The organism is Novosphingobium malaysiense (genome assembly GCF_000802225.1).
In the GTDB taxonomy this organism is placed as follows: domain Bacteria; phylum Pseudomonadota; class Alphaproteobacteria; order Sphingomonadales; family Sphingomonadaceae; genus Novosphingobium; species Novosphingobium malaysiense.
The window spans coordinates 1-20,577 of the sequence record NZ_JTDI01000004.1; the positions used below are offsets into that span (position 1 = coordinate 1).

Annotated in this window: 18 protein-coding genes; 6 read left to right on the forward strand and 12 right to left on the reverse strand. The window is 63.1% G+C overall.

Annotation, left to right across the window (positions count from 1 at the left end; translation table 11 throughout):
* Window positions 1-275 precede the first annotated feature (275 nt).
* The 5 genes from LK12_RS14285 to LK12_RS14305 all read left to right on the forward strand — a co-directional run bounded on the left by LK12_RS14285 (window position 276) and on the right by LK12_RS14305 (window position 7,350).
* Complete coding sequence (locus LK12_RS14285; protein WP_231568361.1) at window positions 276-1,331, forward strand: glycosyltransferase; 1,056 nt, start codon at window positions 276-278, stop codon at window positions 1,329-1,331.
* A gap of 4 nt (window positions 1,332-1,335) precedes the next feature.
* Window positions 1,336-2,859, forward strand: coding sequence for an oligosaccharide flippase family protein (locus LK12_RS14290; RefSeq protein WP_039285475.1), 1,524 nt, complete (start codon window positions 1,336-1,338; stop codon window positions 2,857-2,859).
* Between the two features lie 81 nt (window positions 2,860-2,940).
* Window positions 2,941-3,837 carry an aspartyl protease family protein gene (locus LK12_RS14295; protein WP_039285476.1) on the forward strand — a complete coding sequence of 299 codons (897 nt, stop codon included), beginning with the start codon at window positions 2,941-2,943 and terminating at the stop codon, window positions 3,835-3,837.
* A gap of 46 nt (window positions 3,838-3,883) precedes the next feature.
* Complete coding sequence (locus LK12_RS14300) at window positions 3,884-5,704, forward strand: ABCB family ABC transporter ATP-binding protein/permease (protein WP_039285477.1); 1,821 nt, start codon at window positions 3,884-3,886, stop codon at window positions 5,702-5,704.
* Window positions 5,705-5,862: 158 nt separating this feature from the next.
* The gene (locus LK12_RS14305; protein WP_039286045.1) at window positions 5,863-7,350 is read left to right on the forward strand and encodes a SulP family inorganic anion transporter; all 1,488 of its coding nucleotides are present in this window, start codon (window positions 5,863-5,865) and stop codon (window positions 7,348-7,350) included.
* Between the two features lie 79 nt (window positions 7,351-7,429).
* Here LK12_RS14305 and LK12_RS14310 read toward each other — a convergent pair whose 3' ends face one another.
* Both LK12_RS14310 and LK12_RS14315 read right to left on the reverse strand, forming a co-directional pair.
* Entirely contained in the window at window positions 7,430-9,124 is a 1,695-nt protein-coding gene (locus LK12_RS14310) for a dipeptidyl-peptidase 3 family protein (RefSeq protein ID WP_039285478.1), read from the reverse strand.
* 89 nt (window positions 9,125-9,213) lie between these two features.
* A complete protein-coding gene (locus tag LK12_RS14315) occupies window positions 9,214-10,515 on the reverse strand; it encodes a cytochrome P450 (protein WP_039285479.1) in 1,302 nt (433 codons plus the stop codon).
* A gap of 88 nt (window positions 10,516-10,603) precedes the next feature.
* Between LK12_RS14315 and LK12_RS14320 the strand changes: the two genes are divergently transcribed.
* The gene (locus LK12_RS14320) at window positions 10,604-11,224 is read left to right on the forward strand and encodes a trimeric intracellular cation channel family protein (RefSeq protein WP_039285480.1); all 621 of its coding nucleotides are present in this window, start codon (window positions 10,604-10,606) and stop codon (window positions 11,222-11,224) included.
* A 1-nt stretch (window position 11,225) separates the two neighbouring features.
* Here LK12_RS14320 and LK12_RS14325 read toward each other — a convergent pair whose 3' ends face one another.
* The 10 genes from LK12_RS14325 to secY form a co-directional block, all read right to left on the reverse strand.
* Window positions 11,226-11,771, reverse strand: coding sequence for a hypothetical protein (locus tag LK12_RS14325; protein WP_231568362.1), 546 nt, complete (start codon window positions 11,769-11,771; stop codon window positions 11,226-11,228).
* A 108-nt stretch (window positions 11,772-11,879) separates the two neighbouring features.
* On the reverse strand, window positions 11,880-12,473 hold the full coding sequence (locus LK12_RS14330; RefSeq protein WP_039285481.1) for a hypothetical protein: 594 nt from the start codon (window positions 12,471-12,473) through the stop codon (window positions 11,880-11,882).
* Between the two features lie 113 nt (window positions 12,474-12,586).
* A complete protein-coding gene (locus LK12_RS14335) occupies window positions 12,587-14,749 on the reverse strand; it encodes a prolyl oligopeptidase family serine peptidase (RefSeq protein WP_039285482.1) in 2,163 nt (720 codons plus the stop codon).
* 76 nt (window positions 14,750-14,825) lie between these two features.
* Window positions 14,826-15,248, reverse strand: coding sequence for a 50S ribosomal protein L17 (rplQ, locus tag LK12_RS14340; protein ID WP_039285483.1), 423 nt, complete (start codon window positions 15,246-15,248; stop codon window positions 14,826-14,828).
* Window positions 15,249-15,371: 123 nt separating this feature from the next.
* On the reverse strand, window positions 15,372-16,436 hold the full coding sequence (locus LK12_RS14345; RefSeq protein WP_039285484.1) for a DNA-directed RNA polymerase subunit alpha: 1,065 nt from the start codon (window positions 16,434-16,436) through the stop codon (window positions 15,372-15,374).
* Between the two features lie 111 nt (window positions 16,437-16,547).
* Window positions 16,548-16,937: a 30S ribosomal protein S11 gene (rpsK, locus tag LK12_RS14350; RefSeq protein ID WP_007011846.1), complete on the reverse strand. Its 390-nt coding sequence runs from the start codon at window positions 16,935-16,937 to the stop codon at window positions 16,548-16,550.
* A 54-nt stretch (window positions 16,938-16,991) separates the two neighbouring features.
* A complete protein-coding gene (gene rpsM / locus LK12_RS14355) occupies window positions 16,992-17,360 on the reverse strand; it encodes a 30S ribosomal protein S13 (RefSeq protein WP_039285489.1) in 369 nt (122 codons plus the stop codon).
* Window positions 17,361-17,679: 319 nt separating this feature from the next.
* Window positions 17,680-18,399: an SRPBCC family protein gene (locus tag LK12_RS14360; RefSeq protein WP_052223434.1), complete on the reverse strand. Its 720-nt coding sequence runs from the start codon at window positions 18,397-18,399 to the stop codon at window positions 17,680-17,682.
* A gap of 62 nt (window positions 18,400-18,461) precedes the next feature.
* On the reverse strand, window positions 18,462-19,109 hold the full coding sequence (locus LK12_RS14365; protein ID WP_039285491.1) for an adenylate kinase: 648 nt from the start codon (window positions 19,107-19,109) through the stop codon (window positions 18,462-18,464).
* Window positions 19,110-19,154: 45 nt separating this feature from the next.
* Window positions 19,155-20,522: a preprotein translocase subunit SecY gene (secY, locus tag LK12_RS14370; RefSeq protein ID WP_039285493.1), complete on the reverse strand. Its 1,368-nt coding sequence runs from the start codon at window positions 20,520-20,522 to the stop codon at window positions 19,155-19,157.
* Window positions 20,523-20,577 lie beyond the last annotated feature (55 nt).

Here is a 20,577-nt window from a genome sequence, read left to right on the forward strand (position 1 = left end):
TCTGTTGGCGACCGCCCCGGGAACCAGTAAAACCGGCCGTTCCGCTGCGGTGAGAGGCCCTCTAAATACCACCCTCGATTCGGTCAAACACTTTCTTCAAAAAAGTTTTGAAAACTTACGAACCGACGGAAAACCGAGCGTTTTCGGGTCTCCATGAGGAATATGGGGGCAATTGCCCGGGTTTCAACCGTCCGGCACGCGCCAGCCGATTTGATGCCGCGCTTCGAGCGGCGGCTTCACACGGTTTGTTTACCATGCACCGCTAATCCGGGAGCGTGCACAGCGCGCTGCGTGACGGCGCCACAAGAACCGGGAACCTGTCCTCGATGCCGACACCGGCGATCAGCGTTGCGATGAGCGTCTACAATGGCGAGCGCTTTCTCGCGCTCGCCATAGAAAGCGTGCTGGCCCAGGACTTCACAGACTTCGAATTCCTGATCGTCGACGATGGCTCCACCGACGCATCGCCGCAGATAATCAGCGTCTATGCTGAAACGGATTCGCGTATTCGCCCCATCCTGAGGGAGAATCGCGGCCTGATCGCCAGCCTCAACGAGATGATCGAGCTCGCCCGGGCCCCGATCGTCGCCCGTATGGATGCCGACGACATCTGCCGTCATGACCGATTCTCAAAGCAGATCGCGTTTCTCCGTGACCATCCGGAGTACGGCGTGGTTGGAAGCTGGAGCGAAGACATCGGCGAGCATGGCGAACCGCTTATCCGGACGGGCATGGCCGACCACCCTTTGACCCACGAGGAGCTGTTGCAGGCCATCGAGGTCGGCGGACAGCTGATATGCCACCCGGCTGCCATGTACCGGCGAGACATCGTCCGGTCCGTAGGGGGCTATCACGCCGCCTTCCGGCATTGCGAGGATCTGGACCTGTGGCTGCGGCTCGCCAGCGTGACCAGGCTCGGCAACATCCCCGAGCGGTTACTGCGCTATCGCCGCTACCCCGGCCAGGTCTCCTCGCGCCATGCCACCGAACAGCAGATCGGCACGGCCGTCGCTCAGGCAGCCTGGCGCGAACGCAAGGCCGGCCGCCCCGACCCCACCGAGACGCTCGACAGGCTCCCACCGATAGACGGGCTCGACACGCTGTTCGGCCGTTCCGGTATCGCCCACCAGGTTCGCGAACAGGTGGCCCTGGGCCTGCGCTATTCGGCAAGCGCCATGCGCGACGAGGGCTTCGATCTGCTGGTAACGCATCTGCGCGAAGGTGGCCGGCGCGACGGCATGTGGCGCACGGTCGCACGTCTGCTGCGCTTCGGCGAGCCCATGCGCGCGTTACGGCTCGCCGCCACGCTCACGACTTCCAACGCGGCCTGACCCGGTGACCGCGGATTCCTCTTCCTCCCCGGCCCAGCCGGACAATGGGCGCGGCACAGCCAGCGTAAAGTCGGCGGCGCTCTGGGCTGCGGCCAGCCAGTATTCGCAGTTTGCACTGCAGTTCGTGACATCGGTCATCATCTCGCGCTTCTTCCTGAGGCCGGAAGAGATCGGCCTGTTTTCGGTCGCGCTGGCGACGGCCATGATCCTGTCGATCATCCAGGACTTCGGGCTCACCCGTTATCTGGGCCGCCATCCGACCGCCGATGAAGACACCGTACGTCACTGCACGGTCATCGCGGTCACATTCTCTTTTGTGCTCGCTGCGCTGATCCTGACCATCGCCTGGCCGGTCGCCGCGTTCTATTCCGAACCGCGTCTTTTCCCCATCCTCGGCCTGATCGCGGCTTCCTATCTTCTCAATCCGTGGAGCATCGTCCCGGTAGCCCTGCTTTCACGCAAGCTGAACTTTCGCGCGACCTTTCTGGTCAACGCATCGGGCGCGGCGGCCAACAGCGCCTGCGCATTGACGCTGGCCGCGATCGGGTTTTCCGCAGAGTCGCTGGCTTGGGCGATGATCGCGCAGGCCGCCGTTAGGGCGACGATGGCCCAAGTTCTACGTCCCACGCCCCTGACTCTCAAAGTGCGGCTGCACCGCGCGAAGGAAATCATCGGCTTCGGCGCGAGCAGCGCCCTGCTCTACCTATCGGGCGGGATCGGCATGCGCACGCCGGATCTCATCGTCGGGCGCATGCAGGGCATGAGCGCTGCAGGCCTCTACAGCCGGGGCGTGGCCCTGGCAGCCCAGCTCCACTATCTCGTGGCCGGCGCCGTTGGCGCGATCTACTATCCGACCTTCGCCCGCCTGCGCGATGAAGAGAAAGACCTGGGCCCCTACTACGAGCGCGTGGTGGCCGCCCATGGCGCAATCGTATGGCCGGCCATGGCGCTGCTTGCCGTTCTGTCCGAGCCCGTGATTTTGCTTCTCTACGGCCCGAAATGGGTGGAGGCGGCGCCGCTTCTGGCATTCGTGGCACTTGCCGAATGCTGGTTCGTCGCCCTGCCCCTGCACATGGACTTGCCGATCCTGCTCGGCCGACTGCGACAGCTTCTCTATTTCAACCTCGCCGATACCGCGCTTTCGGTAGCCACGCTAATGGCCGGCGCGGCCATTGGACTGGAAGCCGCCGCAGCCTCGCGGATCGTCTACGGTGCGGGTTGGTTCTTCCTCTACGCCTTCTGGCTGCAGCGTCTGGTCGGCTTCCACTGGCAAGCCATGCTGCGCATCTATGCGACCAGCCTGGGAGTGGCAGCCGTGACGATCGTGCCCGCCCTTTATGCCGTGTTCGTCTGGCGCAGTCCCGCCACGCTGGGATTTATGGACTTCACGCTGACCGCCACTGCTTGCGCACTGTCATGGCTGGCGGCGGTGTTCGTGCTGCGTCATCCGGCCCGCGAAGATCTTGTCGGCATGGCCCTCCACGTGATCGCACCGGTACGCGAACGCCTGAAAGTCCGCATCGCGTAAAAGTGGCAAGCACACTCCGATCGTGGTAATATTGTTCCACGAAAGAAAGCAGGCGAGCAATAGGCCTGCGGGAGTTGGGACATGTCTGGAACAGCGTTGGCGCTCGCGCTGATGATTGCCGACCCGGTCATTCTGGGCAGCAATCCTCAGGCCATCAGCGAAGAAACCGATCCCGACGGGGAGACCTTGCAGGGCCAGGCCGATCGCGACATGCGCATGACCGTCGATGTCGCCGTACAGGGCAGCGGGCCCTACCGCTTCCTCATCGACACCGGATCGCAACGCACGGTCGTCTCCACCGCGCTTGCCGGCAACCTGGGCCTGGCCCTCGGACCGAGAGTGAAGATCGTCGGAATGGCAGGGCGCGATCAGGTAGCAACGGCCAAGGTTAGCAGCCTCGATATCGGCAGTCAGTCCGTTTACGGACTCACCGTACCACTACTCGACGACGCGCACATCGGAGCCGATGGCATCATTGGAACCGACAGCCTGCAGGACCAGCGCGTTCTTCTCGATTTCACCAAGAACACCATCACGATCGGCGACCGGCACCATCTGGGGGGCAACCAGGGATACGAAATCATCGTACGGGCGAGGCGACGCTCTGGGCGGCTAATCATGACCAATGCCCGGATCGACGGCATTCACGTAAACGTCGTCGTCGATACCGGCTCGAGCACGACGGTGGGCAACCGGGCCCTTCAACGCGCGCTACGCGACAGACAGGTTGGACAAGCGACCCTTTCCAGCGTTACCGGGCACACCCTGGCGGCTGACATGGGCCTGGCGAAAGAGCTTCATGTCGACGGGCTATACATAGAAAACGTGCTGATCGCCTTTGCTGACGCCCCTGCATTTGCCGAGCTCAAGCTCGACAAGCGTCCGGCCATCTTTCTGGGCATGCGCGAACTTCGCGTATTCAACCGGATCGCCATCGATTTTACTTCGCGCAAGATCCTGTTCGATCTCCCGCAATAGCACCCGCAGCGATTGTTTTACCGGGCATTCGGCCTAAATAGCGGCGATGCCGCCAGATACAGCCGTCAACGATCCCAATGCACGCCACGATGGCTGGCGCACCCTGCTACGATTCCTGCCCTACCTATGGCCGCGCGACAACAAGGCCCTGCGCTGGCGGATCGTCGTCGCCTGCCTTTTGATCCTGGCATCGACCGGGGCGCAGCTGATTCTGCCCTATCTGCTGAAGTGGGCCGTCGATGCCATGGGGGCGACCGGCCCCAAGCTACTGCAACTGGCGATGTGGACCGTGCTTGGCTATGCCGCCGGCCGGTTTGCGCAGACCGCGTTCAACAACTTGCGCAATATCGTGTTCGAGCGGGTCGGGCAGGATGCCACAAGGGCACTGGCGGAAAACGTCTTCGGGCAGCTTCACCGCCTGTCGCTGCGCTTTCACCTCGCCCGGCGAACCGGCGAAGTCACCAAGACAATCGAGCGCGGCACCAAGAGCATCGACACGATGCTCTACTTCATGCTGTTCAACATCGCGCCCACCGTGCTGCAACTGGCCGTCGTCGCCGTCATCTTCTGGCTGAACTTCGGCCCCGGCCTCGTGGCTGCCACGGGGCTTGCGATCGCCGCATACATCTGGGTGACCCGCACGATCACCGAGTGGCGGACACAGCTGCGCCAAAAGATGAACGAGCTCGACGGACAGGCGCTGGCGCGTGCCGTCGATTCCCTGCTGAACTACGAGACAGTAAAATACTTCTCGGCCGAAGCCCGCGAGGAATCGCGCTATGCAAATGCCACCCGCGCCTATGCCGAAGCGGCGGTAAAGAGCGAGAACTCGCTGGGCATGCTCAACATCGCCCAGGCCGTGGTCGTGAACCTGCTGATGGCCTTCGCGCTCGCCTGGACGGTCTGGGGTTGGTACCAGGGCAAGTACACGGCGGGTCAGCTTGTCTTCGTGCAGACCTACCTCACCCAACTGTTCCGTCCGCTGGACATGCTTGGCATGGTCTATCGCACGATCCGGCAGGGCCTGATCGACATGGCCGAGATGTTCCGTCTGCTCGACACAGACGTGGAAGTCGCGGACAAGCCCGGCGCTCCCGCACTCGTGATCGGCCGGCCTTCCGTCGTCTTTGACAACGTGGTGTTCGGCTACGAGAAGGACCGCGCCATTCTCAATGGCCTCTCTTTCGAAGTACCTGCGGGCCGGAACTACGCCATCGTCGGTCCGTCAGGCGCGGGCAAGTCCACGCTGGCGCGCCTGTTGTTCCGCTTCTACGATCCGCAGGAGGGGCGCATCCTGATCGACGGGCAGAATATCAAGGACGTGACCCAAGCCTCCCTGCGCGCAGCGATCGGCATCGTTCCGCAGGATTCTGTGCTGTTCAACGACACCATCGGCTACAACATCGGATATGGCCGCGAAGACGCCACGCAGTCCGACATCGAAGCCGCCGCAAGGGGCGCTTCGCTCATGGGACTGATCGACCGCCTGCCCAAGCGCTTCGACACCGAAGTCGGCGAGCGCGGCCTCAAGCTCTCGGGCGGAGAGAAACAGCGCGTGGCGATTGCCCGAACGCTGGTGAAAAATCCGCCGATCCTGTTGCTCGACGAGGCGACCAGCGCCCTCGATACGCGTACCGAACAGGAAATCCTCGCCACCCTCCACCGGGTAGCCGAGCATCGAACGTCGATTTCCATCGCGCACCGCCTTTCCACGATAGCCGATGCCGACCGGATTCTCGTACTCAGCGACGGTCGGCTTGTCGAAAGCGGCCGTCACGGCGAACTGCTGCGCCATGACGGCCTCTATGCCGACATGTGGGCGCGACAGGCCGCCGAGGCAGAAGAACTGGGCGAAGCAGCCGAGTAGCGGTCAGCCGCTCCGGACCAACGACGGGTTGCACCCATCGGCGCGATAGGGCATGGGCGCCCGCGAGTTTTGCTGCGGGTGCGAAGACGCCCGCCCTTTCCGAAATCGGCCGAGCCTGCTTCTGCGCGTGGCGCGGCCCAATGCGGCTGGAACATCTGATGCCCTTTACCACCAACTTTCGCCAAGACTGGTTCGGCAACGTGCGAGCCGACATTCTCGCGGGGATTGTCGTCGCACTGGCGCTGATTCCCGAGGCTATCGGTTTTGCGATCATTGCTGGCGTCGATCCTGCCGTGGGCCTGTGGGCATCGGTCGCGATCGCCATCGTGATCTCGTTCACCGGCGGACGTCCCGGCATGATTTCGGCGGCGACGGCAGCCGTCGCGGTGCTCGTGGGCCCGCTCGTGCGCGAACATGGCGTGGAATACCTCTTCGCCGCGACGATCCTGATGGGTATCTTCCAGATTATCGCCGGCCTCCTGCGGCTCAATCTCGTGATGCAGTTCGTCTCGCGGTCGGTGATCACCGGCTTCGTCAATGCCCTGGCCATCCTGATCTTCATGGCGCAGCTTCCGCAGCTGACGGACGTGACCTGGCACACTTACGCGATGGTGCTGGGCGGCCTGGCGATCATCTACCTGTTTCCCCGCGTCACCACCGCAGTGCCCTCCCCGCTGGTCTCCATCATCGTGCTTTCGGCGCTTTCCATCGGCCTTGGCCTGCCGGTGCACACGGTCGCCGACATGGGCGAACTTCCCTCGGGGCTGCCCAGCTTCTCGCTGCCGCAGGTGCCGTTTACCTGGGAGACAGTCCAGATCGTCGCGCCGACCGCCGGCGCGATGGCAGCCGTCGGCCTGCTCGAATCGTTGCTGACCGCGCAGATCGTCGACGACATGACCCACACCGATTCCTACAAGCGCTACGAATGCCGGGGCCAAGGCATCGCGAATATCGTTGCGGCCATGTTCGGTGGCATGGGCGGCTGCGCAATGATCGGCCAGTCGGTGATCAACATCACCTCTGGCGGGCGCGGCAGGCTTTCCACCTTCACCGCCGGATTCGTCCTCTTTGTCCTGCTGGCGCTGTTCGGGCCTTTCGTCGGTCAGGTGCCGATGCCGGCACTGGTGGCAGTGATGATCATGGTGTCGATCGGCACCTTCTCCTGGAACTCGATCCCCAATCTCAAGCGCCACCCCTGGCAGAGCTCGGTGGTGATGCTGTCCACGGTCGTCGTGGTCGTTGCCACGCACGACCTGTCGATGGGCGTGCTGACCGGCGTGCTGCTCTCGGGCATCTTCTTCGCGCAGAAGGTCCAGCGCCTGTTCCGCATCGAACGCGAGGTCAGCGCCGACGGCCAGACCGCGACCTATCGCATCTCCGGCGAGATCTTCTTCGCCTCGGTCCATCGCTTCATCGAGCAGATGCAGGCAGAGAAGGAAACTGCGCCCAAGGTGGTCATCGACATGACCCACGCGCACTTGTGGGACATCTCCTCGGTCGATGCGCTGGACAAGATCGTCGGCAAGCTGGCCAAGGGCGGCGCCGACGTGAACGTCATCGGCTACAACCAGGCGAGCGCCGACATCGTCGACAAGTTCGCATTGCACGACAAGACCGGCTTCGAACTCGGTACCGTTCCGCACTGATTGGCCGGGCGACGAAACCCGGCTCAGGGTTGGCGGGACCGCGATGGTGCCCGCCATTCAGGGAACCTACGCTCCCCGGTCAGATCGAATCCGGATAGACCGGCCGGATATCGACGGGGATCGTGTCCATCGAAGCGATTGCTGCTTCGGCTTCGGGATCGAGCTTGGCCCATTTCGCCATGAAGGCCTTGGTACCTTCGTAGTCGCCAAGCGCCTGCAGCATCAGGATATCATGCAGCAGGCTGCGCACGCCCGCTTCCATCTTCGCGTCGTCGACCACGTAGCGCCGGCTCTGCGGATCGTAGGTGAAAGCACCGTGGTCGCGCAGATAGGCATATTGCAGCGCCGCCCCCTTGCCGTGCGCCTCGACGGCGCCGAAGCGGACCGAGCGGAAGATGCCGGTGAAATAGGTGGCGAATAGCTGCGGCTTCTCGCCGACCGGTATCTCGCCCTTGTCCATCATCAAGAGGATGTTCCATACGCCCGCGACATCGGCCTTGGCTTCCTCCAGCGCTGATCCCTGCTCCTTGAGCATCTTGTCGACAGTGGTGGTCTGTCCATTCACCGTGATCGTGCCCGGCCCAAGGCTGTGCGACAGTTCGTGGAACAGCGTTTCGTACTGCATGTACTTCTTGGCGACGAGACCGGCCTGGTCCGGCTGGAGCACCAAGGCGCCCATCGGCTTGAGGATGCGTTCGAACTTTGCGCCCAGCACATTCGACAGGATAACTTTCTTCGCGCCCTTGGCCTCGCGCACGCGTTCGTCGTTGGGCAGGTTGAAGGCGATGGTCTGCACGCCGGGTACGTTGTCGCCGCCGCCGTGGACCTGCTCTGCCACCGCGATCGGGCTGGCGAACCCGCGCTGGAAGTTCTTGTAGCGGTCCTCGATCGGGAGGTTGGCTTCCATGTCCCTGAGATAGTTCTTGTACTTGGCGAGCGCGGCGGACTCCTCCGGGTCCTTGAGCGTCACGAAGCTTTCAAACGCGGTCTTCGCGCCCATCAGGCGGTCGGTGTAGACCTCGTAGGGCCCGATCGCGACTTCGATAGGCGTGTCCTTGAGGTCCATCCAGGCCAGTTCGCTCTCGTAGTAATCGTCCGTTCGAAAGGCCTTGGCGCGCAGGCTCAGGAACTTCTTGAGGCTGGGATTGCTGGTCTTGGCCGCCGCCTGTTCGAGCAGCTGCGCCGCCGGCTCCAGCCACTGCCGGTATTCCACGGAGTAGGGGATCGCGACCAGCTTTTCCCCTTCCCGCTTCACCACGGTGTAGGGACTGAGCAGGGCCTCCTTCTGATCGGGATGGGCAGCGATGTAGGCCTGCAGTTCCTCGCGCGTGAGATCCTCGGGATAGAAGCCCGCGCCTTCGGGCATCGGCGTAGTGCCCCAGAACGGATGGAGTTCGCCAATTTCATCCCAGGGGCCGAAGTTGCGGTCGAACATCTCGAGCAACAGGTCGCGGTCCGCGCGCCGGCTCATAGAGATCGCGCGGCGGATCTGCGGGTTCTCCGAATAGCGCTGGCGCAAGTAGACTTCGCTGAGCAGATCGGATGCCTTGATGAGGAGGTTCACGACTTCGCGCTGCTCGGCATTGAGAAAGGCCGTGTCGACGTCCATGTCGATGACCGCCAGCTTGGCCTTCTGCCCCGACAGGTCATAGGCCGGTTCGGCAGAAATCGGCGCCGGTGCCACGGAGGCCGTCTCGACGTCGGCTGGCACCTGCGCGCAAGCCGCGCTCGCCAGCAGAACGGTGGCGAGCGAGAAGTATCTTGTGGGTTTCATGGGGGGAATGTCCGTCAATTCTACAATGGCGGCACCCTACCCCCCTGCCGCCCCGGTGCAAGTCCGGCGGCGGCAAAGCCCTTCGGCGGCTAGACCGGGTCAAACTCCAGATGCAGGCTTTTCAATGCGCGCAGGACGTAGGTCGGTTCGTATTCGAAACGCCTTGCGCCTTCAGGACCGTGATGGGCTTCGGACAAGCGGATATTGTCCATCCGCGCCAGCAGCCGTTCGATGCTGGTGGCGACCTCGCGCCGGGCCAAAGGCGCGCCGATGCAGGTATGTGCGCCGCGCCCGAAAGCCAGATGTTCCTTGAGCTTGGGCCGGTTCATATCGAAAGTCTGCGGATCCGGAAAACGGCGCGGATCGCGATTGGCGGCCATGTGGCTCATCAGTATCCTCGTTCCGGCCTTGATCTCCACCCCGCCCAGCGTCGTGGTCTTCTGGCAGATGCGCCCGGCACTCTTCACCGATCCGTCGTAGCGCAGCAGTTCCTCGATGAAGGTCTCGATCCGCTTAGAATCGGCGCGCAGTTCGGCCTGGATATCCGGCCGCGTGGCAATGACCTTGAAGCCGTTCGCCAGCAGGCGGTTAGTCGTGTCCTGCCCGGCTCCGAACAAGAACGCGGCCAGCCCGGTCAGGTCGACTAGCGAGGGTCTGCTGCCGTCCGGGTAAGTCGCCTGCGCCAGTTCGTTGAGAATGTCCTCATGCACCAGCAGGCTCCGGAGCGGAGCCAGAAGCGGATGGTTGGCAATGCGCCGCCGGGCGATCATGCCGAACAGATCCTTGCCCACCGGGACAAGGGGATTCTTCATCATGTCTTCCTTGGTCGCGTCCATCGGCACCGGAAGCGTGCCTTCGAGAAGACGCCGGCACTTCTCGCGCATCTTGTCGGAAAGGCCGAGCAGGTCGGAGATGACGAGCGCACCGTAAGGCCCGCCATACTGGCGCACGATGTCCACTCTGCCGTCGGCGTGGAACTCGTCGATCAGCCCCTCGGCCGTGGCAAGCAGTTGCGGCTGGAGCTGCTTGAGGCGGCTGGGCGTAAACAGGCGGGCGAGAATCGAGCGCAGGTCGGCATGGCGGTTTCCGGATTCGGTGACGATCTGGTCGGCGAAGTCGATCTTGCCGCGCGCCGCTTCCAGTTCTTGCGAAATGTCGTCGCCTTCCGGCGTGAACGGCAGCTCCACCAGCCCGCCCGTAACCGCATTGATCTCGGAAAAGTGCTCGCTGTCGAGCATTACCTCGATCGTCTCTTCATAGCCCACGACCGCCACCGCGTTGCGATACGGAAGCGGCACCACCGTCCCCTTCCCCCGCAGGTAATCAAAGTAGGCGTGAGGATCGTCGACCAGCGATACATCCGTATACCAATCGGCATTTTCGTAAGACACGCGCCCATTCTCCCGAGATTTTTATGATCCTTCGTGTATCATAATTTCCCTGTCCGTCAAGCTGATCACCCGTGCTAGAGCCCTGTTCATGCCACCCGTGGATCCCGTCCTTCCCCCGGCCCTCGATCTCGCCGGGATCGCCGTGTTCGCACTTACGGGTGCACTCGTCGCAGCGCGCCTGAGGCAAACCTTCGTAACCGTCGCCTTCTTTGCACTGGTGACGGGCGTCGGCGGGGGTTCGCTGCGCGACCTGCTGATCGGTGCGCCGGTTTTCTGGGTGCATGACCGCACCGTGGCACCCGTCTGTCTGGCCGTCGCACTGCTGGCCTGGTTCACCCCGGTCCGCTGGTGGGAGGGCCGGCTGCTGGAATGGGCGGATGCCCTGGGCCTGGCCATGTATTCGGTACTCGGCACCATCAAGGCGCTGACCTGGGACGCCCCCGTCATACCGGCGGTCCTCATGGGAGTGGTCACTGGCTGCGTCGGCGGCATCATCCGCGATGTACTGGCAGGCCAACCCTCGATCCTGATGCGGCCGGAACTCTATGTCACCGCCGCCGCGCTTGCCGCCGGCCTGGCAGCCGCCGGAATATCCGTCGGCCTTGCCCCCAGCCTTACCTGGGCGATCGCGGTGGCTGCCGGCTTTGCGCTACGCGGGGCCGCGATCCACTGGTCGCTCGGCCTGCCCGTACACCGCGGAAAGGACTAGCTCAAATCATGCCCCGGCCGTCGACCGAAACCGAGCGGATCCGGCCGCTGTCGTCGACACTGCAGGCAAAGTCGCGCCCGTCCGCGAGACGCCCTTCGACGCTGTAACGCTCCCCGTAGCGCCGCACGTTATCGACGGTGTCGACGTCGCGCTCGTTGCGCTCCAGTTCGTCCGAGCAAGCGTCCACGGCGGCATCGAAGCTGCCGGCCGCAACCGGGCCATCGGGATAGTCGCCGCGCTCGTAGTCACGCGAAGGGGATTCCGCATAGCCGGGATCGCGATCGTCGTAATCGGGACCACCGGGATAGCGCGCGCGCTCGTCTCGACCCTTGTCGCGGCTGGATTTGCTCGCAGCGGTGGCGATGGCTGCAATGCCACCGACGATAAGTAGACCGGCGAGCACATCGCCACCGTCGATGCCGTCATGGTGACGATGGTGGTGGCGTCCCCAGTGGCCGTAGCCGCGGGCGAACACCGGGGTGGCCGTCATGGAAAACGCCGCGAGAGCGGCAAGCGAAGCAGCGGTACGCGAACGGAAGTATTTCATCGATGGTTGTCCCATGACCGGCGCGCACGATCCGCGCCGACTACGACAGGAAGACGATAGGCGGCTCATGCTTTCTTCGGCATGAACCGCCCGTCCTCTCAAATCGGATCACAGTCCGCGGATACCCTTGAAATCGATATCCCTGATGCGGCCGCGATAATCGACCTTGCATTCGAACCTGCCCGAATCGTACCCGCGCAGTGAATGGTTCCAGCCGCGATGGTCGCGGTCCCATCCGTAACCGTAATCGCGGTCACCGCGGCGCCAGTGGCGTCCCATGGTATTCACGGCGATACGGCCCTTGATCTTGTATCCGTAACGCTTGCGGTCGACCTTGCGGATGTCGGTTACCTTCGCTCGGCCGCCATAGCTGTAGCGGTTGGCCGTGCGCGTGACGACCGACACACACCGTTCGACGGCATCGCGCGGACGCAGACCGCGGCGGTAGTCGTATCGCCCATAGCGGTCGTATCGATCGTCGTGGCGGCGGTCCCAGCGGCCGTCATAGCGATAGCGATCCCGGTCGTTGTCGCTGGCGGCCGCCGCAATGGCAGCGATACCACCGATCACAACGGCACCCGCAATGACATCGCCGGCGTCGATGCCGCCGTCACGATCGCGCGCTAATGCCGGAGTGGCCGCCGAAACCGCCATGGCACCGGCGGCGGCGGTCCCGATCAGAGTCTTTGTAAACGTCTGCATGGCTCTTGTTCCTCTCAACACCCGGGACGGAATGTCCCGCGATGGTCCCTTTTTACAAAAAGGGCCGTGAGAAGAGCCTGAACCCTATCTACAGACTTCGTTCATAATTTAGACTACTTTTCTGAACGCGGTTGCCAATCGAGCGACAGCCCGGTCCATTGCGCCAGGAAAGCAAGGATATCAGCGCCTTCCTCGATCGCCTTGTCGGTCGGCTTGCCCGATCCATGCCCTGCCCGCGTTTCGATGCGGATGAGACGCGGCTTGTCGCCAAGATCCGCTGCCTGGAGCGCCGCAGTATACTTGAACGAGTGGCCTGGTACGACGCGATCGTCAGTGTCGGCAGTGGTCACCAGGATCGCCGGATAGTCCACCCCGTCGTGAATATTGTGATAGGGCGAGTAGCCGCGCAGGATCCGGAAATCCGCCTCCCGATCCGGATAACCGTAGTCATCCACCCAGTAGCGCCCCGCCGTGAAGCGATCGAAGCGCAGCATGTCCATCACGCCCACCTGCGCCACCGCCGCCGCAAACAGGTCCGGCCGCTGGTTGACGACGGCCCCGACCAGCAGGCCGCCATTGGAGCCGCCCTGGATGGCAAGTCCGTCCTTCTTCGCGATGCCCTGCGCGACGAGGAACTCGCCGGCAGCGATGAAATCGTCGAAGACGTTCTGCTTGTTCTCCCGCCTACCGGCATCGTGCCATTCGCGCCCGTATTCGCCGCCGCCTCGCAGGTTGGCCAGCGCAAAGGCGCCGCCTGCTTCCAGCCAGGCCATGCGTGTTGCCGAAAACCCGGGCGTCAGCGCAACGTCGAAGCCACCATATCCATAGAGCAATGTGGGCACCGGCTTGCCTGCCTCTGCAATAGCCTTGCTGCGCACGATGAACATCGGCACGCGGGTTCCGTCCCGGGACGTGTAGAAGCGCTGCTCCACCAGATAGGCGCCGGGATCGTAGCAAAGGCTGGGTTCTGCAAACGGCATGCTTTCCCCGGTCCGTATGTTCATCCGATAGATCGAGGCCGGACAATTGAAGCTGGTGAAAGCGTAGAAAGTCTCCGCGTCGCCGGGCTTCCCCCGAAAACCGGACGCGGTACCGATGCCGTTCAAGGCCAGCGTCCGTCCGGGAGAGCCGTCCAGCCCGATGATCTCCGCATGGCTGGCGGCATCGCGCATATAATTGAGCACGAGTTGGTCACCGACGATGCCCGCCCGCTCCAGAATGTCGGTCCGTTCCGGCACGATCTCCGTCCAATCCGGAGACGGGTCCGCGAGATCGATGGACACGAGCCGATAGCGCGGTGCATCCCTGTTGGTCACGAACCACAGGTGTTGCCCTGCGCCCTCGACCAGTTTCCAGTCGTCTTCAAAACCGGTAACCAGAGGCTGCGCCTTCCACCCGTCGCGTTTGCGATGGGCCAGGTCGATCACATGGACTTCATAGCGCGCATCGGTACCGACATGGCTCGTGATCACCACGAGGCGACCATCCTGCGTGACCCTTGCGGAATGGCCGTAGTCGGGGTGGTCGGGGGTCGCGTAGACACGTTCATCGGCGTCCTGCGGCGTGCCGAGGCGATGGAAGTACACCGCCTGATCGTAGTTGAGCGACTGAAACGCGGCGCCCTCTTCAGGCGCGGGGAAACGCGAATAGAGGAAGCCCTCCTCGCCCACCCACGCCAGCGCTGTGAACTTCGCCCAGCGGATCTCGTCGGCCAGCGTTTCGCCGCTCTTGACGTCGAGCACCCGCAGGATGCGCCAGTCGGTGCCGCCATCCTGCACGCTGTAGAGAAGGTAGCGGCCGTGTTCCGAAGGCTCCCAGGCATCTAGCGCCGTTGCCCCGTCCTTGGCCCATGCATTGGGATCGAGCAGCAGCCGGGGATCACCGTCCAGCCCCTTGCGCACGAAGAGCTGCGCCTGCGGCTGCAGCCCGGTATTCCGCGTGTAGAAATAGCGCTTGCCCGCCTTCGTCGGCAGACCGAAGCGTTCAAAGTCCATGAACGCCCGGATGCGCTCGGCAAAACGGGCTCGGTGGGGAAGACTGTCGAGGTAGCTTTCGGTGACAGCATTCTCGCGCGCGACCCAGTCGGCCACTTCGGGCGCGTTGCGCACGTCGGCCTCGAGCCAGCGATAGGGGTCGGCGATATGTTCGCCGAAGTGATCTTCGACGATGCTATCGCGGCGGGTCTCGGGATAGGTAATTTCGGGCATGGGTTCAGCCGTAATGGGGCCGGCTAGAGCCAGCGACAAGCCCCCGACCAGCCACCACAGGCGGTTCATCCATCTCTCCCAACGCAAAAGCGGCCGCGAGCCTAGCACTCGCGACCGCTTTTCGTAATCCTTACGGACGTAAGGCTCAGGCCTCTGCGTATTCCTCGGTCTCTGCTTCGACCGGACCGGAATCCTGACCCTTGGCATCGGTGTCGCGGTCGACCAGTTCGATGATCGCGATCGGGGCGGCGTCCGAAGCGCGGATGCCGGCCTTGATGATACGGGTATAGCCGCCGTTGCGACCGGCGTAGCGCTCGGCCAAAACGTCGAACAGCTTCTTTTCCTGCGTCTCGTCCATCAGACGCGAATGCGCGAGACGACGGTTCGACAGGCCGCCACGCTTGGCAAGCGTGATAAGCTTCTCGACGTAGGGGCGCAGTTCCTTGGCCTTGGCCGTAGTAGTCTGGATCTGCTCGTGCTTGATGAGCGCGGCTGCCATGTTGCGCAGCAGGGCGGCGCGGTGGCTCGAGGTGCGCTGCAGCTTACGCTGGCCGTACTTGTGACGCATTGTACTTTCTCCGTTCGTAGGGGGCCCGTGTGAGGTAGCCCGATCCTGGTGGCCGTTTCACGGGTCGCCACCCTTCACCCGAATACGACGATCCCGACCGAAGCCGGGATCGCACGTGTCTGGTTAGCCCAGCAGCTCCTGTTCGAGCTTCTTGGCCATCTCTTCGATGTTCTCGGGCGGCCAGCCCGGGATGTCCATGCCGAGGCGCAGGCCCATTGAGGAAAGGACTTCCTTGATCTCGTTGAGCGACTTGCGGCCGAAGTTCGGCGTACGGAGCATCTCGGCCTCGGTCTTCTGGACCAGGTCGCCGATGTAGATGATGTTGTCGTTCTTGAGGCAGTTCGCCGAACGGACCGACAGTTCCAGCTCGTCGACCTTCTTGAGAAGGTAACGGTTGAGCTGGTTGGCATCGCTCTCTTCCGGAGCGGCGCCACCGGCAGCCACACCGACCATCGGCGAAGCGCCGACCGGGGCGATGTCCTCGAAGTGGACGAACAGCGCCAGCTGGTCCTGAAGAATGCGCGCGGCATAGGCCACGGCGTCTTCCGGCGAGACGGTGCCGTCGGTTTCGACCGTGAGGCTCAGCTTGTCGAAGTCGAGCTCCTGACCAATACGGGCGTTCTCGACCTTGTAGCTGACCTGACGCACCGGCGAGTAGAGCGAGTCGACCGGGATGAGACCGATCGGAGCGTCCACCGGACGGTTGCCGACGGCGGGCACGTAGCCCTTGCCGGTGTCGGCGGTCAGTTCCATGTTCAGCGTCGCGCCCTCGTCGAGGTGGCAGATGACGAGGTCCTTGTTCATGACCTCGATGTCACCCGAAACGGCGATGTCGCCAGCCTTCACCTCGGCCGGGCCGGTGGCGGAAAGCTGAAGACGCTTGGGGCCTTCGCCCTGCATCTTGAGTGCGATCTGCTTGACGTTCAGGACGATGTCGGTGACGTCTTCACGCACGCCGGCAAGCGACGAGAACTCGTGAAGGACATTCTCGATCTTGATCGAGGTGATCGCCGCGCCCTGGAGCGAAGACAGAAGAACGCGCCGCAGCGCGTTACCGAGCGTGAGGCCAAAGCCGCGCTCGAGAGGTTCGGCAACGAAAGTCGCCTTCAGCTTGGGGTCTGGTCCCGGCTTGATCTCAAGGCTATTCGGCTTCTTGAGTTCCTGCCAGTTCTTGATGTTGACAGTCATGGACTTCCCCTGGGATTTCGATGGCGGTTACATCCCAAAGCCTGGTGGAAAGGCCCGGGATGTTCCGAAATAACCGAGCAACGACCGGTTCGTTGCTCGGCAAAGACTCGATCAGACGCGGCGGCGCTTCGAGGGACGGACGCCGTTGTGCGGAATCGGCGTAACGTCGCGAATCGAGGTAATGGTGAAGCCCACGGCCTGCAGAGCGCGAAGAGCGCTCTCACGGCCCGAACCGGGACCCTTCACCTCGACTTCCAGGGTGCGCACGCCGTGCTCGGCGGCCTTCTTGCCCGCGTCGTCGGCTGCGACCTGGGCGGCATAGGGAGTCGACTTGCGGCTGCCCTTGAAGCCCATCATGCCGGCCGAGGACCACGAAATCGCGTTGCCCTGGGCGTCGGTGATGGTCACCATGGTGTTGTTGAAGCTGGCATTCACATGCGCGATGCCACTGGTGATGTTCTTGCGTTCGCGGCGCTTAATGCGCTGAGGTTCGCGTGCCATATCCGTGTATCCTGTCGATAAATCGCTGCAAAGACCGGTGACCGGCCGAGCGGCTTACTTCTTCTTGCCGGCGATCGGCTTGGCCTTGCCCTTGCGGGTGCGCGCATTGGTGTGCGTGCGCTGGCCGCGAACCGGGAGCCCCTTGCGGTGACGCAGGCCGCGGTAGCAGGCGAGGTCCATCAGGCGCTTGATGTTCATCGCGGTTTCGCGACGAAGATCGCCTTCGACCAGATGATCGGCATCGATGGTCTCGCGGATCTGGAGGACTTCGGCGTCCGACAGGTCCTGAACGCGGCGGCTGTGATCGATCCCGAGCTTGTCGGCGATCTGCACGGCCTTAGTGCGACCGATACCATGGATATACGTGAGCGCGATGATAACGCGCTTGTTGGTGGGGATATTTACCCCGGCAATACGAGCCACTTAATTCTCCATGCTCCACAGAGGCACACGCTTCGCGGCCCCTATCTCAACGCTTGACACCCGAACCACACGAAACGGCAAAAGTCCGGTTTGGCTTCTCAGGCAGTGCGATGAAGCACGATAAGCCTGGGCCATCCGGAACTGCCGAAGCTGACGAGTGAAGGGCGCGCTTAGAATGATTCGCAGGGGGTGTCAACGCCTGCGAAACGGGAAATTGGCCCACCTGCCAAAATCGACAGAGGGGCAAGCAAAAAGATGTGACCAAACTTTAACGCAAGTCGGTGCGGCAGTCAAAACAACACACCGCATTGCAGCGCGTTCAACGCCCGATGACCTCCTTGCCGTCCACCTCGGGCGGGTTCTCGGGCAGCGGAAGCACGCCGGGGATGGCATCCGACTTCGGTAGCGGCGAGGCCTCCTGCGCTGCGGTCTCGTCCGGCATCGGGAACGCCGCCTCGAACGCCCCGCCAAACTTCGCCGCATAACCGCGCAACTGCTCGCCCAGCATCTGGTCGACCGCCCCCGCCAGCTTGTCGAAGGCCGTGCGGGAATATCCGCCGACAACGTACTCCAGGAGCAGTTGCGTCTTTTCACCGTCGGCTTCGGGCCTCAGCTGGATGGTCATGGTGCCGCCAAGCGCATCGCCCTGCAACGGGCCGAGCGCCCCCACCATCCGAAGCACGCGCGGCCGCTCGATATAGACGACACGCATGTGCTCGACGCTGCCGCGCGGCGCTGCGCGCGGAGACGTCTCGTTGGGGAGCACTTCGCAGAAGCACCCTCCAGCCTTCGGGTCGATCGAGAGATTGGCCGCATCACCCGACCAGGTGTGATCCGAGTCCCACCATTCGGCCGGCTTGAGCAGCGTGGCCCATGCCTCGTCCGGAGCAACCGGCACTTCGACAAGGTGCTGCACGACGAAACCGCGGTCGGAAACGCTTGCGACCTTCGCCGCAGCAGGAACACTGACAGCTCCCATCGCAGCGACGCAAAGGCCGCCGAGCAGCGCCCTGGTGGCAATGCGCTTGATCGGAATCATCGCCGTCTCCCTCGACCTGTCCAAATCCTCGGCCCGAAGCCCGGGGCATCTCGGCAATCGCGTCAGGAGGCGAGGATCGCCTCGATCGCGGCCGTGACGTCGTCCATGTCCGCCATGCCGTCGACCTTGTGAACGATCCCGCGGGCTTCGTAGATCGGCAGGATCGGAGCGGTCTTAGCACGATACTCCGCCAGGCGCGTGCGCACCGTCTCGGCGTTGTCGTCCGGACGACGCTTGAATTCGGTGCCGCCGCACTTGTCGCAGGTACCCGGAATCTTGGGTTGTTCGAACTTGTCGTGATAGCCCTTGCCGCACGTGGCGCAGGTAAAGCGCCCGGTGATGCGCTCGACCAGCGCCTCCTCGTCCACTTCCAGCTCGATCACATGATCGAGCTTGCGGTCGCGATCAGCCAGAATTCCGTCGAGCGTTTCAGCCTGGGCGGCCGTTCGGGGATAGCCATCGAAGATGGCGCCGACATCGACACCCATCGCATCGAGTTCGTCACCGATCAGGGCCGAGACGATACCGTCCGAGACCAGTTCACCCCGATCCATCACGGCCTTGGCCTCAAGCCCGGTCGGCGTTCCCGCCTTGACGGCGGCGCGGAGCATGTCGCCGGTCGAGAGCTGGCGCATGCCGTGCTTCTCTACCAGACGCTGGGCCTGGGTTCCCTTGCCCGCCCCCGGCGGCCCCAGCAGAATGATATTCACGCTTTACCCCTCAATATGCCCTATCGCCGGCTGCGGCTCGTGGCCTCAGCGCATGCGGCCTTTCAGTTTCGCCTTCTTTATGAGGTCGCCGTACTGGTGCGCCAGCAGGTGCGACTGAATCTGCGTGATCGTATCCACAGTCACGTTGACGACGATCAGCAGACTGGTGCCACCCATGAACAGGAGCGGCAAGCCCGTCATCGACAGGAAGTACTCAGGAACCGTGCAGACGATGGTCAGGTAGATCGCGCCGATCACCGTCACGCGCGTCAGGACGTAATCGAGGTACTCAGCCGTCCGGGCCCCGGGCCGGATGCCCGGGATAAAGCCGCCGTTCTTCTTGAGGTTCTCGGCGGTCTCTTCCGGATTGAACACGACGGCCGTGTAGAAGAAGCTGAAGAAGATGATACCCGCTGCGTAGAGCAGCATGTAGAGCGGCTTGCCGTGGCCCAGGTACTGGTTAAGCGTAACCACGAACTGCCCCATCGTCGATTCCGGGCTCAGCGAGTTGCCGGCGAACTGGGTGATGGTCAGCGGCAGCAGCAGCAACGAGCTCGCGAAGATCGGAGGAATGACGCCAGCGGTGTTGAGCTTGAGCGGCAGGTGGCTGCGATCGGCCTGCATCATGCCGCGCTGGGTGGCGCGCTTGGGATACTGGATCAGCAGACGGCGGGTCGCGCGCTCGAAGAAGCAGATCAACAGGATCATGGCGATGATCAGCGCGATCAGCGAAATAATCAGTACCGAGCCGGTATCGCCCGCACTGTAAGCCTGCCCCAGGTTGGCTGCGAACGTCGGCATCTGGGCGACAATGCCGGCCATGATGATCAGCGAAACACCGTTACCGATGCCGCGCGAAGTGATCTGCTCACCCAACCACAGCAGGAACATCGTGCCGCCGACCAGCGAAATCACCGCGCCGATGCGGAACATGTAGCCCGGGTCGACGACCGCCTGCATACCGCTCGACGCGCCGTAGGCCTCGAGGCTGACGGCCAGGAAGTAGCCCTGCAGCGCGCAGAGACCGACCGTGCCGTAGCGCGTATACTGGTTGAGTTTCTTGCGGCCGGCCTCGCCTTCCTTCTTCAGCGCCATCAGCGCCGGATGAAGCGAAGCGGCCAGCTGCACCACGATCGAGGCGGTGATGTAGGGCATCACGCCTAGCGCGATCAGGCTCATGCGCGAGAGCGAACCGCCCGAGAAAGTGTTGAACAGATCGAGGATACCGCCCTGCGTCTGCGAGTAGAGCGATTCGAGGATGAGCGGGTTCACACCCGGCAGCGGCACGAAGCTCAGGAAGCGAAACACGATCAGCGCACCGATGGTAAACCAGATGCGCTTCTTGAGCTCGGTCGCCTTTGAAAAGTTGGCCAGGCTAAGCGAGCTGGCGATGTTGTCGGCGCGGGAAGCCATGACTTGGGAAATGCCTCGAATTGTCTTGTCGGATTCGCCCTTAGCGACTGGCGTC